The organism is Terrabacter sp. NPDC080008 (assembly GCF_040702505.1).
Taxonomy (GTDB): domain Bacteria; phylum Actinomycetota; class Actinomycetes; order Actinomycetales; family Dermatophilaceae; genus Terrabacter.
Genome location: NZ_JBFBLC010000003.1, coordinates 23,549 through 39,745 on the forward strand (window position 1 = coordinate 23,549; position 16,197 = coordinate 39,745).

Consider the following 16,197-nt stretch of genomic DNA (forward strand, 5'->3'; position numbering starts at 1 on the left):
CGACGACGACCTCACCGGCCAGCGAAGTGGCGCGAATGTCGACCCAGGCGACGCGTCGCGACCGGCGGGGCCTCGGCACGAGCAGCCGGATCGGAGGTGACAGCGGACAGGACCTCAGGCCGTACAGCGCTGCGGCCGTGGTGCTGGCCAACCAGGAGTCCGAACCAGCCAGGAGCTGGGCCGCCACGAGCCGTTGCTGCTGTGACGGAACTCCGGTCTGCAGCGCGTAGACACCGGGCAGCACCATGCGCCAGTCGCGTCCGATCCGCCAACGCAGGGCGTCGGGCGTCACCCCCGCTTCGAGCAGCTGACTCCGGGACAGGACCCCTTCCTGCCTGCTGGCCTGTGCCGTGGCGGCGAGCGAGAGATGCATGGAGAGAGCCTGCCGCGACCCTCGACCTGCTACGCCATCTGTTCCGCGGGCTGTGGATCCACCGGTTGAGCCGGACCGGCCTGTGGACAAGGGGTCACCCGGGACCGGCCCTCCCCACATCGCCGCCGGATGCGCGCCATGATGCTGCGTCCGGTGGGGCTATGACGCCAGCGGAAGCAGCATCAACCGCCGCCCCATCCGCGGGGCTCTCGGGCTGTGCGGATGACAGCGTCGGAGTGCTGCGTCAGGAGCCGGTGTAGGTGGGCTTCTCCTTGGCCAGGAACGCGTCCACGGCGGCCCGGTGGTCGCTGCTGGCGCCGGTCAGCGCCATCAGCTCCGCCTCGTTGGCGAGGGCGTCGGCCAGGTCGGCGCTCGCGGAGTAGGCCACCGCCCGCCGGATCGAGCCGTAGGCCAGGGTGGGGCCGTCGGCGAGGGTGCGGGCCAGCTCGGTCACGGCGCCCTCGAGCTCGTCGGCCGGCACGACCTTCGTCACCAGTCCCAGGGCCAGCGCCTCCTGGGCCGACACGGTCCGCGGCATCATCAGCAGCTCCTTCGCGCGCGCCGGCCCGACGAGACGCGGCAGCGACCACGACGCGCCCGAGTCGCACGAGAGGGCGATCCCGGCGAAGGACGTGTTGAGCCCGGCCTGCTCGGCGGCCAGACGGAAGTCGCAGGCCAGCGCGAAGCTCATCCCCGCACCGGCAGCCACGCCGTTGAGAGCCGCGACGACCGGCTTGTTCATCGTGGAGAGCGCAAGGACGATCGGGTTGTAGTGGTCGGTCACCGTCGTCGCCAGGGTGGAGCTCGGGTCGTCGAGGTTGCGGACGTGCTCCTTGAGGTCCTGGCCGACGCAGAACGCCCGTCCGGTCCCGGTCAGCACGACGCACCGCACGGCCGGGTCCTCGGCGACCTGACGCAGCGCGGCCACGAGGGCGTCCTTGAGCGCGTTGTCGAGGCTGTTCATCGCCTCCGGCCGGTTGAGCCGCAGCCAGGCGACGCCGTCGACGACCTCGACGAGCAGGGGAGCGGTGGCCGTGGAGTCAGGGGAGTCGGGCGTCTGCGTCATGGGCGCCACTCTGTCCCAAACGGCCCCGTGGTGGAAGCGGAGCAGGCTCAGGACGCGCCCGGCGTGTGCTCGGTCACATCCCAATTAGGTCTCGCAAACCAGACACGGAATAATGAAGCCAAAGACCCAGGATTCCTAGGGAAGGGGAACCATGGCAGCAATGAAGCCGAGGACCGGCGATGGCCCGCTCGAGGTCGTCAAGGAGGGCCGTGGCATCGTGCTGCGCATGCCTCTCGAGGGCGGTGGCCGGCTCGTCGTGGAGATGACTCCGGACGAGGCCGCAGCACTGCGCGACGCGATCCAGGGTTGCGACGGCGTCAGCTGACCCTTCCGCCTGACCGGCCGACGGCCCCCGACCACGTGGTCGGGGGCCGTTCGCGTGCAAGGCCGCCCACGTCGACGGGCGAGCGTATGACGTCACGCGGGCGACACGGCATACGTCCTCTCAGCGCTTGACGGCGACGAGCAGGCCCTCGCCGACGGGCAGCAGCGAGACGATGAACCGGCCCTGGTCACGGATGGTGCGCCCGACCTCGCGCAGCGTTCGCGTCTCAGGGTCGCGGCTCGCGGGGTCGGACTCCTTGTCGCTCCACGTCATCACGAGGGTGCCGCCGCGGCGCAGCAGGCGCGTGGCCTGCGCGAGGTAGTCGGGATACTCCTGCTTGTCGGCGTCGACCACGACGAGGTCGTAGGCGCCGTCGGTCATCCGGGGGAGCACCTCGAGCGCTCGGCCGGCGATGACGCGGGTGCGCTGGTGCGCGACCCCGGCGGCCGCGAAGGCCTCGCGGGCGGCGCGCTGGTGCTCGGTCTCGAGGTCGATGGTCGTGAGGATGCCGTCGGCCGGCATGCCGCCGAGCAGCCAGAGCCCGGAGGCCCCGGCACCGGTGCCGATCTCCATGACGGCCTTGGCGCCGGTCGCGGCCGCCAGCGTCTGCAGCACGGCCCCGATCCCGTTGCCGACCGGCGGCGCACCGAGCTCCACACCACGGCGGCCGGCCTCCTCCACGTGCTCGCCCGGGGTGACGAACTCCTCGGCGTGCGACCAGGCGGCGACCTTCTGCGTGCTCATGCCCGCAACCCTACTGTGGTGGTCCGGCACGATTCGGCACGCCGCTCGCGCGGAGCGGGTAAGGATCACGTCATGAGCGAACAGGACGGGCCCACCCCTGACCACCGACGTCCCGAGGGTGTCGACGACGCCACTGTCGAGGCCCTGGGCAAGCTCTCGGAGGCCCTCGAGGTGGTGGAGCACGCGCGCGGCTACCTCTACGGCTTCCACCGCCTCACCGGCATGGCCGACCTGGCCCTCGGCGAGGCCGTCGTCCTCTTCCGCGAGGCCGGTCACGACGAGCTCGCCGACCGGCTCCAGACCGAGCTCGTCGGGCGCAACGTCATCGAGGGCCGGTGGACCTTCCAGATCGTCGAGGACTACGACGACTCGTACTACTCGGTGTTCAAGAGCATGGAGTCCGATGCGCGCGGCGAGCTCGCCCAGGGCCGACGGCACCTGTTCGAGGCCGAGATGAAGGAGGAGCGCCGCACCCACGGGCGCCGCCACCACGAGGCGACGCCGGACGACGGGAGCCCCCAGGCACACTGATGCACAGCCTCCCCACAGGTTCCCGCCACACCACGGACAGTGCCATCCGGGAGCCTGAGGGGAACGAATCCAGATGCGACAGCGTTGTCGACAGTGAATCCTTCGCCTGAAAGGCCCAGCCCCCAGTGAGCACCAGCGTGACGTCCACCTCTCCCACCCCGGTGGAGCAGGCCGACGCGGCATGGACACCTCCCACCTGGGAGGAGATCGTCGAGCAGCACTCGGCTCGGGTCTACCGCCTCGCCTACCGCCTCACGGGCAACCCGCACGACGCCGAGGACCTCACCCACGACGTCTTCGTGCGCGTCTTCCGCTCCCTCAACTCCTACCAGCCCGGCACCTTCGAGGGTTGGCTGCACCGCATCACCACCAACGTCTTCCTCGACAAGATGCGACGCAAGCAGCGGATCCGCTTCGACGCCCTCCCCGACGACGCGGCCGGCCGGCTGCCCAGCTCCGAGAAGGGCCCCGAGCAGAGCTACCACGACGCGCGCTTCGACGACGACGTGCAGCGGGCGCTCGACGCCCTGGCGCCCGAGTTCCGCGCCGCCGTGGTCCTCTGCGACATCGAGGGCCTCAGCTACGAGGAGATCAGCGCCACGCTCGGCGTCAAGCTCGGCACCGTGCGCTCCCGCATCCACCGCGGGCGTGCCCAGCTGCGTGAGGCCCTGGCCCACCGGGCGCCCGAGGTCGCTGCCGCAGCGCGTCCTGCCAAGCCCGAGTCGCGTCCCGCCCGCGCCGGCCTGCGCCTGCCCGGGCGTCGGGTCGCCGCCAGCCAGCGATGAGAAGACCCGAGGTGATGTCGTGACGCCGCATCTGAAGGGACACGTCCGCGCCTACGTCGACCGGGCGCTGCCCCCGGCGATGCTGCACCTCTACGACAAGCACCTCGTGTGCTGCCACGTGTGTCGGGTCGCAGCTGACCAGGAGCGTCGCATCGTGGCCGCGCTGCGCGCCGACACCGGCGTGCCGATGAGCCTGCGCACGTCCCTGATGGGCTTGGCGGCCGCGGCCCCGGGCGACGGTGGCGCGAGCGACCACGGCGGCCATCGCGTACCCCCCGTCCCCGACCGATCACGTATGCCGTCCGTCCCGTTCCACGAGCCCGTGCCCACAGTGCCGCCGACGGCTCCGGCCCTGCACCGCTCACCGATGCGGGCGGCGGTCGTGGCCTCCATCGCGGCCGGCGCCTCCGTCGCAGCGGCCTGGGGCCTGGCGGTGTCCCCGTCGCCGGCCGGTCGGCTGCCCTCCGTGCGCGGACCTGTCGCCAACTTCGGCGGCAGCCCGGCGAGTGCCGTCAGCTTCGGCGGCTCGGTGCTGCCCGCCGACCGGGTCGCGCCGCCCACGGGCGACTCCCGACGGAGCGAGCTCGGCTCCGGGGCCGTGCCGTACTGGCTGGTGTCGACGCGTTCGGCCGCCGAGCCGGGCAGCCCGGGACGGCGACTGGCGCCTGGTCTCGTGTCCGGGGTGGTGGACTCGGTGCGGATCACCACGGTCCGTTCGGCACAATCGACCCCATGAGTGACGAGTCCAAGGCGCCGGAGCCCGCCCCCGGTGCGGGGCCCGCACCGGCCGGTCCCCCGGAGCCCGCACGGGCGGGCGAGCAGACCGGCATCATCGACCTGCACGATACGCGGTCCATCCCTCCGCCGCCCTCGTCCTCGCCGTATGCGGCGCCGACCGGGGCCGCATACGGTGCTGCCGGCGGTGCAGGGCCGGTGCCCGGCCCGACCGCGGACCAGCGGACGCGGCCCGAGGACGCGTGGTTCGACGTCTTCGGCGCGCCCCCGTCCGGAGGTGCCGGCGTGCCTGCTCGCGCTGACGCACCCCTGACGGGCGGCTCGACCGTCGGCGAAGGCGGCTCGCCGCCTCCCGGGACGCTTCTGACCGAGGAGCGCTCCGGCGCTGGTCCCCGTCGGGGCAGGGGGCGGCTCGTCGCCGCCGTCGTGGGGCTGTGCCTGCTCTCTGGAGTCGTCGGAGGGGTCGTCGGCCAGGTCACCGAGGACCGGATCCACCTCGCCGGGTCCACGCTGCCCGAGCCCGGACCCGGTGCCACCCAACGGCCGGCCGGCTCGGTGGCCAACATCGCGGCGGTGGCGCTCCCGAGCGTCGTCACGATCAAGGTCAGCGGCGGCAGCGAGGGCTCCGCCACGGGGTCCGGCTTCGTCCTCGACGGCAAGGGCCACATCCTCACCAACAACCACGTGGTGGAGGCGGGCGCCAGCGGCGACATCCAGGTCGTGCTCAGCAACGGCGACACCGAGACGGCGTCGATCGTGGGACGGGACGCCAGCTACGACCTCGCGGTGCTTCGAATCAAGCGGACCGACCTGACGCCATTGCGTCTCGGCCCCTCGGACAAGGTCGTCGTGGGCGACCAGGTCATCGCGGTCGGTGCCCCGCTCGGGCTCGACCAGACGGTCACGACGGGTATCGTCAGCGCCCTCAACCGGCCGGTGACACCAGGCGATCCCGGGGAGTCCTCGTTCATCAACGCGATCCAGACCGACGCCGCCATCAACCCCGGCAACTCCGGCGGTCCGCTGCTCGACATGTCGGGCCAGGTCATCGGCGTCAACAGCGCCATCGCCCGGGTGCCGGGCACGGGTGGCTCGACCGGCGGCAGCATCGGCCTCGGCTTCGCCATCCCGAGCGACCAGGCGCGGCGAACCGCAGACCAGCTCATCGCGACCGGCAAGGCCACCCACCCGGTCATCGGGGTGCAGCTCGACCGGACGTACTCCGGTGACGGGGCGCAGGTGTCGGACCGGCCCGATGCCGTCACCGCGGGTGGACCGGCCGCCAAGGCCGGCGTCAAGCCGGGTGACGTCGTCATCGGCTTCGAAGGCAAACGGGTGCGCACGCCCGACCAGCTCATCGTGTCCATCCGGGCCAAGGCGGTCGGCGACACCGTGACGCTCAGGGTCAAGCGCGGCGACACCGAGCTCGAGCTGCGGATGACCCTCGAGGCCGATCCGCCCAAGTAGCTCTCGGGCGGCAGCCGTAGGATTGGCGCCGCTGGTACGCGCGGGAGAAGCGAGGGACTGTGTTCGACATCAACGGGTGGGAGCTGCTCCTGCTCGGTGTGCTCGCCATCGTCGTGCTGGGGCCCGAGCGCCTGCCCGAGTACGCCGCGAAGTTCGGCCGATTCGTCCGCCAGGCCCGCGCCATGGCGGACCGGGCCAAGCAGCAGCTCAAGGACGAGATGGGGCCGGAGTTCTCCGACGTCGACTGGCGCGCCTACGACCCGCGGCAGTACGACCCGCGCAAGATCGTGCGTGACGCTCTGTCCTCGCCACCGGACGACGACTACGTCCCCTCACCTGCCGCGGACAAGCCGGTGAGCGCGCCCCGCGGGCACGACCCGGCGCTGCCGACGCCCTGGGACTCAGAGGCGACATAGACCACCCGGAGACAAACATCTGACCCAGAGGCATCTGTGTCGGACCTGGGGTTTATCGTCGGCTTCTGATGCCAGACGAACCCAGCACCCAGCCGCCCGCCTCCGTCCGATCGTTGTGGCGCCTCCGCGGCTACCTCCGACCCCATCGCGGGGCACTCGTGGCCATGTTCGCCGCGTCCATCGCCGGGGTCGGCCTCTCGATCGCCATCCCGCTCGTGACCCGGGCGATCATCGACGGTCCGATCACCCGCCACGAGCTCGGCCCGGTGCTGCCGCTCGGCCTGCTGGCGCTCGTGCTCGGGGTGCTCGAGGCGGTGCTGATCTTCGTGCGCCGTTGGGTCCAGTCCAACGCCGTCCTCGGCCTCGAGACCGACCTGAGACGCGACCTCTACGCCCGGCTGCAGAGCCTGCCGATGAGCTTCCACACCCGCTGGCAGTCGGGCCAGCTGCTGTCCCGCGCGACCACCGACCTGTCCGCGATCCGCCGCTTCAGCGGGTTCGGACTGGTCTTCCTCGTCGTCAACGTGCTGCAGGTCGTCGTCGTCACGATCGTGCTCCTGACGATGTACTGGCCGCTCGGCCTGGTCGTCGCGGCCGTGTCCGTGCCGATCGTCTGGCTTTCCATGCGCTTCGAGAAGGCCTACGTCGTCATCTCCCGGCGCGTCCAGGACCAGCAGGGTGACCTCGCGACGCAGGCCGAGGAGGGCGCCGTCGGCATCCGCGTCATCAAGTCCTTCGGCCGCAGTGACCACGTCGCCCGCCGCTACGACGAGGCCGCGCTCGAGCTGCAGGCCACGAGCATGGACAAGGTCCGGCTCTCCGCGAAGTTCTGGACCTTCCTCGAGGTCATCCCCAACCTCGCCGTCGTCGTGGTGCTGCTGCTCGGGGCCATCGGCGTCGGCCGCGGCAGCCTCACGCCCGGCGAGCTCGTCGCCTTCATCACCCTGATGCTCTCGCTCGTGTGGCCGGTGTCCTCGCTCGGCGTCATCCTCGCCATGGCGCAGGAGGCCATGACGGCCGCTGCCCGCGTGCTCGAGATCTTCGACACCGAGCCCGACATCGTGTCGGGAGCGCACCGGCCGCAGGTCGCCTCGGCGCGGGGCCACCTGCGCTTCGAGCACGTCGACTTCGCCTTTCCCGACGCGCCGGACCAGCTGGTGCTCCACGACGTCAACCTCGACGTCGCCCCCGGGGAGACGCTTGCGCTCGTCGGCGCCACCGGCACGGGCAAGACCGCCCTGACAGCCCTGGTGCCACGCCTCTTCGACGTCACCGGAGGACGCATCACGATCGACGGCGTCGACGTGCGAGACCTGCAGCTGGACGAGCTACGCCGCCTGGTGGCCACGGCCTTCGAGGAGCCGACCCTCTTCTCCATGAGCGCCCGCGAGAACGTCACGCTGGGCCGTTCCGAGGCGCCGGAGGAGGAGGTCCTGGCTGCCCTCGAGATCGCCCAGGCAGGCTTCGTACACGAGCTGCCGTGGGGGCTCGACACGCGCATCGGCGAGCAGGGCATGTCGCTCTCCGGCGGCCAGCGCCAGCGCCTCGCCCTGGCGCGAGCGGTACTGTCCCGGCCGGCGGTGCTCGTCCTCGACGACACCCTCTCGGCCCTCGACGTCCACACCGAGAAGCTCGTGGAGCAGGCCCTGTCCAACGTGCTCTCCGACACGACCGGGCTCATCGTGGCCCACCGCGCCTCCACCGTCATGCTCGCGGACAAGGTGGCCCTGCTGCAGGACGGCACCGTCACGCACGTCGGCACGCACCGTGAGCTGCTCGACACCGTCCCCGCGTACCGCGACCTGCTGGCGGCAGACCCGGCAGACCCGGCAGACCCGGCCGCCTTGGCAGACCTGCCAGACCCGGCTGGTGGCCGCCTCGGCGGCACCGACCCGTCGATCTCCACGGAGGTGTCCGCGTGAGCGCGCAGGCCCAGGACTGGCGCGGCGTCGCCGCCGACGACATCGAGGGGGAGCTGTCGGCCGAGACGTCGGCCGGCCTCGCCACGCGCTCGCGGCGCCTGCTCGGGGAGGTGCTGCGACCGTGGCGGCGCGCCCTCTGGTGGCTCATGGTCGTCGTCGTCATCGAGAACGCAGCGCGCCTGTCCATCCCGTACCTCGTCAAGGAGGGCATCGACGTCGGCATCCCGCCGATCCGTCAGTCCGGCGACCTCCAGCCGCTCCTGCTCATCGTCGGTCTGGTGCTCTTCGCGACCCTCGCCCAGGCGGTCGCGCGCAACCTCTTCCTCGTCCGGTCCGGCCAGATCGGGCAGGACATCCTGCTGCTGATCCGGCGCCGGGTGTTCCGGCACTTCCAGCGACTGAGCCCGGCCTTCCACGACCGCTACACCTCGGGGCGGGTCATCTCCCGCCAGACCTCCGACGTCGACGCCATCTACGAGATGCTCGAGACCGGGTTCGACGGGCTCGTCACCGCCGCCCTGACCCTGGTCGGCACGTCGGTGCTGCTGCTGGTGCTCGACGTCAAGCTCGGCCTCGTCGCGCTGCTCTGCGGTCCCGCGCTGGCCCTGCTGACCAACTGGTTCCGCAAGGCGTCGGCGCGCAGCTACCGCGCCACTCGCGAGAAGGTGGCCCTGGTCATCGTCCACTTCGTGGAGTCGATGAACGGCATCCGCGCCGTCCAGGCCTTCCGGCGCGAGCCGCGCAACCAGGCGATCTTCGAGGACGTCAACGACCAGTACCGCCAGGCGAACCTCGTCGCGTTCCGGCTGGTCGCGTGGTTCATGCCCGGCATCAAGCTCATCGGCAACGTCACGATCGCCGTCGTGCTCCTCTACGGCAGCTACCTCGCCTACCAGGGCGACGTGACCGTGGGTGTCCTGGCCGCCTTCCTGCTCTACCTGCGCCAGTTCTTCGAGCCGATGCAGGAGATCTCGCAGTTCTACAACACCTTCCAGTCCGCCTCGGCCGCGCTCGAGAAGCTGTCCGGCGTGCTCGAGGAGGTGCCGGGGGTGCCGGAGCCGACCGACCCCGTCCCGCTCATCGACCCGCGGGGTGAGGTGCACTTCGACCGGGTCCGGTTCGAGTACGTCCCCGGCTGGCCGGTGCTGCCCCACCTCGAGCTCACCGTCCCGGCCGGACAGACCGTCGCCCTCGTGGGCACCACCGGCGCGGGGAAGACGACGCTGGCCAAGCTCACCACCCGCTTCTACGACCCCACCTCAGGACAGGTCCTCCTCGACGGGGTCGACCTGCGGCGGCTGGCCGAGGACGACCTGCACCGCGCCGTCGTCATGGTGACCCAGGAGAACTACCTCTTCAGCGGGTCGGTGGCCGACAACATCCGCTTCGGTCGTCCGGAGGCCACCGACGAGCAGGTGGAGGCGGCAGCCCGGGAGCTCGGCGCGCACGACTTCATCTCCGCGCTGCCCGAGGGCTACGCCACGCACGTGTCCAACCGCGGCGGCCTGCTCAGCGCCGGCCAGCGCCAGCTCGTCGCCTTCGCCCGGGCCTTCCTCGCGGACCCCGCCGTGCTGATCCTCGACGAGGCGACCTCCTCGCTCGACATCCCGTCGGAGCGCCTCGTGCAGCGCGCCCTGCAGACGATCCTTGCCGGCCGGACTGCCATCGTCATCGCCCACCGGCTCTCTACGGTCGAGATCGCCGACCGGGTGCTCGTCATGGAGCACGGCCGCATCGTGGAGGACGGCGCACCGGCCGACCTCATCGCGGCAGGCTCAGGCCGGTTCTCCGACCTGCACCGAGCCTGGGTCGACTCGCTGGCCTGACGGCCCGACTCGAGAGCGCGCTTGGGCTCACGTACGCGTGGGACTGGTCGCGCTCTCGAGTTGGCGGGCGCGGCAACGGCAGTCGAGAGCACGCCCCGTCACAGTCGAGAGCGCGCCTCGTCCCAACGGCGTGCGACGACACGCGCTCTCGAGTTGGTTGGGGGAGCGGGGCGCAGAGCGCCGAGCGGCTAGCGGCCGGCGGGGGTGAGTCCGAGGGAGCGGCCGGCCAGGCCGCGGGCGCGAGTGCCCAGTCGACGAGCGATGCCGCGCAGGGCCACTCCCGCAGCTGAGTCGGGTTCACCGAGCACGACGGGCGTGCCGGAGTCGCCGCCCTCGCGCAGCCGGGTGTCGAGGGGGATCTGGCCGAGCAGCTCGACCGGGGCCCCGATGCTCCGGGTGAGGGACTCGGCGACCGCCTGGCCGCCGCCCGAACCGAAGATCTCCTGGCGGGTGCCGTCGGGCAGCTCGAGCCAGCTCATGTTCTCGATGACACCGACGACGCGCTGGTGCGTCTGCAGCGCGATCGAGCCGGCCCGCTCGGCCACCTCGGCCGCAGCCTGCTGGGGCGTCGTGACGACGAGGATCTCGGCGGTCGGGATGAGCTGGGCCACCGAGATCGCGATGTCGCCGGTGCCGGGCGGCAGGTCGAGCAGCAGGACGTCGAGGTCGCCCCAGAAGACGTCGCCGAGGAACTGCTGCAGCGCCCGGTGCAGCATCGGGCCGCGCCAGACGACCGGCTGGTTGCCGGGCACGAACATGCCGATCGAGATGACCTTCACGTCGTGGCTGATCGGCGGCAGGATCATGTCGTCGACCTGGGTCGGCCGCTGCTCTACCCCCAGCATCCGGGGCACCGAGAAGCCGTAGACGTCGGCGTCGACGACGCCCACTCGCAGGCCCTGCTCGGCCATCGCGGCCGCGAGGTTGACGGTCACCGACGACTTGCCGACGCCGCCCTTGCCGGACGCGACGGCATACACCCGCGTGAGGCTGTTGGGCTTCGCGAAGGGGATCTCCTTCTCGGGAGCACCGCCGCGCAGCTGCGTGCGCAGCGCCGCGCGCTGCTCGTCGCTCATGACGTCGAGCTCGACCTCGACCGAGGTGACGCCGTCGATCGCCAGCAGGGCGTTGCTCGTGTCGCGGGTCAGCGTGTCCTTCATGGGACAGCCGGAGACCGTCAGGAAGATCGCGAGGTCGACCTTGCCGGCGTCGTCGATCTCGACCGACTTGACCATGCCGAGCTCGGTGATCGGCTTGCGGATCTCGGGGTCGTTGACCTTCGACAGTGCCGTGAGCAGGGCATCACGGCTGGGTAGTGCGGCGACAGACATGTGTTCCATCGTATGCCGCCGGGCCGGGGCCCCTGACCGCGGTCGGGGTGCGTTGCCTCACCCCGACGAACGGCGCAGGCCCTGGTCGGCCGCCGGGTCCTCCGGACCGCGGATGAGGGCGCGGTCCTCGAGCTCCTCGAGGAGGCTGCGCAGCTCGGAGCGCACGAAGTCACGGGTGGCCTGCTCTCGCAGGGCCAGGCGCAGCGAGGCCACCTCACGGGTGAGGAACTCGGTGTCGGCGAGGTTGCGCTCGTCGCGGGCGCGGTCCTGCTCGATGGCCACCCGGTCGCGGTCGGCCTGCCGGTTCTGGGCGAGCAGGATCAGAGGCGCGGCATACGACGCCTGGGTGGAGAAGAAGAGGTTGAGGAGGATGAAGGGGTAGGGGTCGAAGTGCAGTCCCCACAGGCCGATCACGTTGATGGCGATCCACACGATGATGAAGACGGTCATGTAGGCGAGGAACTGCGCCGTTCCCATGAACCGGGCGAACTTCTCGGCGACGACGCCGAAGGACTCCTGCGACCACGTCACGCGGGGAAGGAGCCGCGCCCGCTGCTCGCGGGGCTGGTCCAGCTTGTCCGCGGGTGCGGGCCGCGACACCGTCCGCCGCTCGGCGCGCTCGCTCACGGCTTCACCTCCAGCTCGTGCCGCTCCTCGCGCCAGTCCTCCGGGAGGATGTGGTCGAGGACGTCGTCGACGGTGACCGCGCCGATGAGCCGCCCGTCGTCGTCCACGACCGGCAGGGACACGAGGTTGTAGGTCGCCAGCGTGCGGGTGATGGTCTCGAGCGAGGCCGTCGCCGGCAGGGGCTCGATCTCCTTGTCGATGATCGAGCCGACCGCGGCGTGCGGCGGCTCACGCAGGAGCCGCTGGATGTGCACCAGGCCCAGGTAGCGGCCCGTCGGTGCCTCCAGCGGCGGACGGCACACGTAGACCATCGACGCCAGCGCGGGGGCCAGCTCCTCTCGGCGCACCGTCGCGAGAGCCTCGGCGATCGTGGCCTCCGGCCCGAGGATGACCGGCTCGGTCGTCATGATGCCGCCGGCGGTGTTCTCGTCGTAGGCGAGCAGACGCCGCAGTGGCGCCGCCTCGTCGGGCTCCATCAGCTGGAGCAGCTCCTCGGCCTGCTCGGGCGGCAGGTCGGCGAGCAGGTCGGCGGCGTCGTCGGGCTCCATCGCCTCGAGGACGTCGGCGGCGCGCTCGCTGGCCAGGCCCGCGAGGATCTCGACCTGGTCGTCCTCGGGCAGCTCCTCGAGCACGTCGGCGAGGCGCTCGTCGTCGAGGGCCGCTGCCACCTCGGCGCGGCGCTTGGGGTTGAGGTCGTGGATCACCTCGGCGAGGTCGGCGACCTTGAGGTCGTCGTAGGTCTCGAGGAGGCGCTCGGCGCTCTGCGCGCCCGGCTGCTCGTGCAGGCCCACCACGTCGCGGATGTCGACGAGCAGCGTCTTGCCCGACCGGCGACGGGTCAGCCGGGACATGGCCTTCGAGGCCGACGAGACGCCGGCGGTGTTCTGCCGGACGAAGACCCGCGTGCCGATCCAGTCCCGCCGGGGCCCCTGCTCGATGGCGATGTCCTCGACGAGTGCGGTGGTGAACCCGGCCTCGATGGCCTCGGGCGTCGTGACCCGCACGGTGCGGTCGAACAGCTCGGCTGCGACGAGGACCTCGTTGGTGCGCTGCTCGAAGCGGCGCATGTTGACCAGTCCCGTGGTGATGACGGCACCCGCGTCGATGGAGGTCACCCGAGTCATCGGCACGAAGACGCGGCGACGCCCGGGCACCTCGACGACGAGGCCGATGACGCGCGGCTGGGGACGGTTGGCCGAGAACATCACGACGACGTCCCGCACCCGCCCCACCTGGTCACCCAGTGGGTCGAAGACGCTGAGGCCGGTCAGGCGGGCAACGAAGACACGCGTGCTCGCACTCATGGGGCAAGGGTATGGGCTTCAGAGCTCGGTCCAGCGCCCGCCACGGCGTCGGCGCTTCTTGCGCATCTTCGCTCGCTCCTTGGCGGCCTTGCGCGCAGCCTTCTCCTCCCGGTGCAGTGCGCGGCGCACGACCCGCTCCTCGCCCCGCCCGCCCAGATGCCACGGGCGCCATGATGTGGTGGTCGCCGTTGTCCGAGCCGGCGGTCTGCGGTGGTCACCGGCGGCATACGCCCCCGGGGACTCGACGGGGCTGTCGAAGGGGACGAGGGCAGAGACGGTGCACTCGGCGGCCCAGCGGGTCAGGCAGTCGTCGACCGCGTTGAGCCGCGACGCACGCAGCAGCTCCGTGGCGCGCTCCCACTGCGGCGAGCCGGGCTCGAGGACGTTGGTGTGCGCCCGGACGGTGAGCAGGCGCCCGCCGGTGTCCTTGCTGCGCAGGACCAGCCGGACCTCGGGCGGCAGCCACGGCAGTGGCTGCTCACCGGGACCGCTGACCACCAGGGCGGCGCCCTCGTCCCACACGTGCCAGGCCGGCCAGGTGCGGTCGTCGGGGACGTCGATCCACAGCAGCCCTGACTTCGTCATCGCCTCGCCCAGCAGGGCGGCTGCGCCCGCCGACCCAGGCGAGGCAGGCGACTCCGGCGTCTCCGGCGTCTCGGAGGGGCTCTGCTCGGTCACACGGCCACCATAGTGATCCCGCCCTCATCGGCGGGAGGCGTGACTGTCGTCATAACGCGGGCCGTGCGGGCGTTGCTACGTTGACGCGCATGCGCAGCGCCAAGGACTTCTTCCGCCCGCTCGCGGTGGGGGCACCGACGCCCCTGACGCAGGTGCCGGCCCGCCCGTCCCGGGTCATCCACTTCTTCGACCCGAGCAACCCCAAGATGGCCGCGAAGGTGCCGGGGATGGTCGGCACCGTCGACGTGCTGCTCGGCAACCTCGAGGACGCCGTCAAGGCCGACCGCAAGGAGGCCGCCCGAGCCGGCCTCGTCGAGATCGCGAAGGCCACCGACTTCGGTGACAACACCCAGCTGTGGACGCGCATCAACGCCCTGGACAGCCCGTGGGCGCTCGACGACCTGACCACGCTCGTGACCCAGATCGGCGACAAGCTCGACGTCGTCATGGTTCCCAAGGTGCAGGGCGCCGAGGACATCCACTACGTCGACCGCCTCCTGGCCCAGCTCGAGGCCAAGGCGGGCCTGACGCGCCCGATCCTCGTGCACGCGATCCTCGAGACTGCACGTGGCATGGTCAACGTCGAGGAGATCTGCGGTGCCTCGCCGCGCATGCAGGGCCTGTCCCTCGGTCCGGCCGACCTCGCGGCCGACCGCCGGATGAAGACGACCCGCGTCGGTGGGGGACACCCCGGATACCTCGTGCGCACCGACCCCGTCGACGGCGACGTCCGGGGTGAGCGCGCGACGGCGCAGCAGGACCTGTGGCACTACACGATCGCGCGCATGGTCGACGCGTGCGCGATGCACGGGATCTACCCCTACTACGGCCCGTTCGGCGACATCGAGGACGTCGTCGCCTGCGAGGACCAGTTCCGCAACGCCTTCCTCCTCGGCTGCGTCGGCACGTGGTCGCTGCACCCGGTGCAGATCGAGATCGCCAAGCGCGTCTTCAGCCCGTCCGCCGAGGACGTCGCCCACGCTCGCCGCGTCGTCGACGCGATGGGCGACGGGACCGGCGCCGTCATGCTCGACGGAAAGATGGAGGACGACGCCAGCCTCAAGCAGTGCCTCGTCATCGTCGAGCTGGCCGAACGCCTCTCGAAGACCGACCCCGCTCTCGCGGAGCTGTATGCCGCCGCGCCCGTCCCGCAGGAAGGCTGACCTCGTGACGCAGCAGACGGCATACCGCCCCCGCCGCTCCGTGCTCTACATGCCGAGCTCCAACGAGCGAGCGCTGGAGAAGGCGAAGACGCTGCCGGTCGACGCGCTCATCCTCGACCTCGAGGACGCCGTCGCGCCCGACGCGAAGGACGCCGCACGTGAGAATGCTTGTGCCGCAGTGCGATCGGGTGAGTATGGCAGGCGTGAGCTGGCGATCCGGGTGAACGGCATCGGGTCGCAGTGGCACGACGCCGACCTCGCGGCGGCCGTCGCCGCGGGCCCCGACGCGGTCGTCGTGCCGAAGGTCGGCTCCGCTGACGAGGTGCGGTCGCTCGTGGCCGCGATGGAGTCGGCAGGGGCCCCCGCGCACACCCGACTCTGGGCCATGGTGGAGACGCCGGTCGCAGTGCTGCATGCCGAGGAGATCGCCCGGGCGTCCGACCGGCTGGCCTCTCTCGTGCTCGGCACGAACGACCTCTACAAAGAGCTCGGGGCCACGTTCGCGCCGGGCCGGGCGGCCGTCCAGACCTCGCTCCAACTGGCCGTGCTCGCTGCCCGCGCGGCGGGCGTCGCCGTGCTCGACGGCGTCTACAACGACGTCAAGGACGCCGACGGTTTCCTCGCCGAGGCCCGGCAGGGGCGCGAGCTCGGCTTCGACGGCAAGACGCTCATCCACCCCGGCCAGGTCGAGCCCTGCAACGAGGTCTTCGCCCCGAGCCCGGCGCAGGTCGAGGAGGCCGAGGCCGTGATCGCGGCGTTCGAGGCGGCGCAGGTGGAGGGCCGCGGCGTCGCGACCCTGAACGGTCGCCTCATCGAGAACCTCCACGTCGACACCGCCCGCAAGGTGCTCGCGACTGCCGAGGCGATCGCCGCGCTGTCGTGACGTCGTGACGCCCTGACGAGG

General features: G+C 71.5%; 16 protein-coding genes. 10 read left to right on the plus strand and 6 right to left on the minus strand.

What is annotated here, in order from left to right:
• Window positions 1-617 precede the first annotated feature (617 nt).
• Complete coding sequence (locus AB0316_RS10335) at window positions 618-1,439, minus strand: enoyl-CoA hydratase-related protein (RefSeq protein ID WP_366272908.1); 822 nt, start codon at window positions 1,437-1,439, stop codon at window positions 618-620.
• A gap of 151 nt (window positions 1,440-1,590) precedes the next feature.
• On the opposite strand from AB0316_RS10335, the gene AB0316_RS10340 reads away from it, so the two are divergent.
• Window positions 1,591-1,764, plus strand: a complete 174-nt coding sequence (locus tag AB0316_RS10340) for a DUF3117 domain-containing protein (protein ID WP_076262632.1) — start codon at window positions 1,591-1,593, stop codon at window positions 1,762-1,764.
• Window positions 1,765-1,884: 120 nt separating this feature from the next.
• On the opposite strand, the gene AB0316_RS10345 is transcribed toward AB0316_RS10340, so the two are convergent.
• Window positions 1,885-2,508, minus strand: a complete 624-nt coding sequence (locus AB0316_RS10345; protein ID WP_366272910.1) for an O-methyltransferase — start codon at window positions 2,506-2,508, stop codon at window positions 1,885-1,887.
• Window positions 2,509-2,580: 72 nt separating this feature from the next.
• Between AB0316_RS10345 and AB0316_RS10350 the strand changes: the two genes are divergently transcribed.
• From AB0316_RS10350 to AB0316_RS10380, 7 genes are all read left to right on the plus strand, one after another.
• Window positions 2,581-3,039 carry a hypothetical protein gene (locus tag AB0316_RS10350; protein ID WP_366272912.1) on the plus strand — a complete coding sequence of 153 codons (459 nt, stop codon included), beginning with the start codon at window positions 2,581-2,583 and terminating at the stop codon, window positions 3,037-3,039.
• 137 nt (window positions 3,040-3,176) lie between these two features.
• Window positions 3,177-3,824 (plus strand): RNA polymerase sigma factor SigE, encoded by a 648-nt coding sequence (gene sigE, locus AB0316_RS10355; RefSeq protein WP_366272914.1) that lies wholly within the window; start codon window positions 3,177-3,179, stop codon window positions 3,822-3,824.
• Window positions 3,825-3,843: 19 nt separating this feature from the next.
• The gene (locus AB0316_RS10360; protein WP_366272916.1) at window positions 3,844-4,560 is read left to right on the plus strand and encodes a hypothetical protein; all 717 of its coding nucleotides are present in this window, start codon (window positions 3,844-3,846) and stop codon (window positions 4,558-4,560) included.
• Entirely contained in the window at window positions 4,557-6,026 is a 1,470-nt protein-coding gene (locus AB0316_RS10365) for a trypsin-like peptidase domain-containing protein (RefSeq protein ID WP_366272918.1), read from the plus strand. Before AB0316_RS10360 ends, AB0316_RS10365 begins: the two co-directional genes overlap by 4 nt.
• 59 nt (window positions 6,027-6,085) lie before the next feature.
• The gene (gene tatB, locus AB0316_RS10370) at window positions 6,086-6,442 is read left to right on the plus strand and encodes a Sec-independent protein translocase protein TatB (protein ID WP_366272920.1); all 357 of its coding nucleotides are present in this window, start codon (window positions 6,086-6,088) and stop codon (window positions 6,440-6,442) included.
• A 68-nt stretch (window positions 6,443-6,510) separates the two neighbouring features.
• Complete coding sequence (locus AB0316_RS10375) at window positions 6,511-8,364, plus strand: ABC transporter ATP-binding protein (RefSeq protein WP_366272922.1); 1,854 nt, start codon at window positions 6,511-6,513, stop codon at window positions 8,362-8,364.
• On the plus strand, window positions 8,361-10,190 hold the full coding sequence (locus tag AB0316_RS10380; protein WP_366272924.1) for an ABC transporter ATP-binding protein: 1,830 nt from the start codon (window positions 8,361-8,363) through the stop codon (window positions 10,188-10,190). Before AB0316_RS10375 ends, AB0316_RS10380 begins: the two co-directional genes overlap by 4 nt.
• 188 nt (window positions 10,191-10,378) lie before the next feature.
• Here the strand turns inward: AB0316_RS10380 and AB0316_RS10385 are convergent, their stop codons facing one another.
• From AB0316_RS10385 to AB0316_RS10400, 4 genes are read right to left on the minus strand one after another with little or no spacing between them, the layout of a single operon-like run.
• The gene (locus AB0316_RS10385) at window positions 10,379-11,521 is read right to left on the minus strand and encodes an Mrp/NBP35 family ATP-binding protein (RefSeq protein ID WP_366272926.1); all 1,143 of its coding nucleotides are present in this window, start codon (window positions 11,519-11,521) and stop codon (window positions 10,379-10,381) included.
• Between the two features lie 57 nt (window positions 11,522-11,578).
• The gene (locus tag AB0316_RS10390; RefSeq protein ID WP_366272928.1) at window positions 11,579-12,148 is read right to left on the minus strand and encodes a DUF1003 domain-containing protein; all 570 of its coding nucleotides are present in this window, start codon (window positions 12,146-12,148) and stop codon (window positions 11,579-11,581) included.
• On the minus strand, window positions 12,145-13,452 hold the full coding sequence (locus tag AB0316_RS10395; protein WP_366272930.1) for a CBS domain-containing protein: 1,308 nt from the start codon (window positions 13,450-13,452) through the stop codon (window positions 12,145-12,147). The genes AB0316_RS10390 and AB0316_RS10395 overlap by 4 nt, the downstream gene beginning before the upstream one ends.
• Window positions 13,453-13,470: 18 nt before the next feature.
• Entirely contained in the window at window positions 13,471-14,130 is a 660-nt protein-coding gene (locus AB0316_RS10400; protein ID WP_366272931.1) for a hypothetical protein, read from the minus strand.
• A gap of 89 nt (window positions 14,131-14,219) precedes the next feature.
• On the opposite strand from AB0316_RS10400, the gene AB0316_RS10405 reads away from it, so the two are divergent.
• Window positions 14,220-15,293, plus strand: a complete 1,074-nt coding sequence (locus tag AB0316_RS10405; protein WP_366272933.1) for a CoA ester lyase — start codon at window positions 14,220-14,222, stop codon at window positions 15,291-15,293.
• Window positions 15,294-15,297: 4 nt separating this feature from the next.
• On the plus strand, window positions 15,298-16,176 hold the full coding sequence (locus AB0316_RS10410; RefSeq protein WP_366272935.1) for a CoA ester lyase: 879 nt from the start codon (window positions 15,298-15,300) through the stop codon (window positions 16,174-16,176).
• Window positions 16,177-16,197 lie beyond the last annotated feature (21 nt).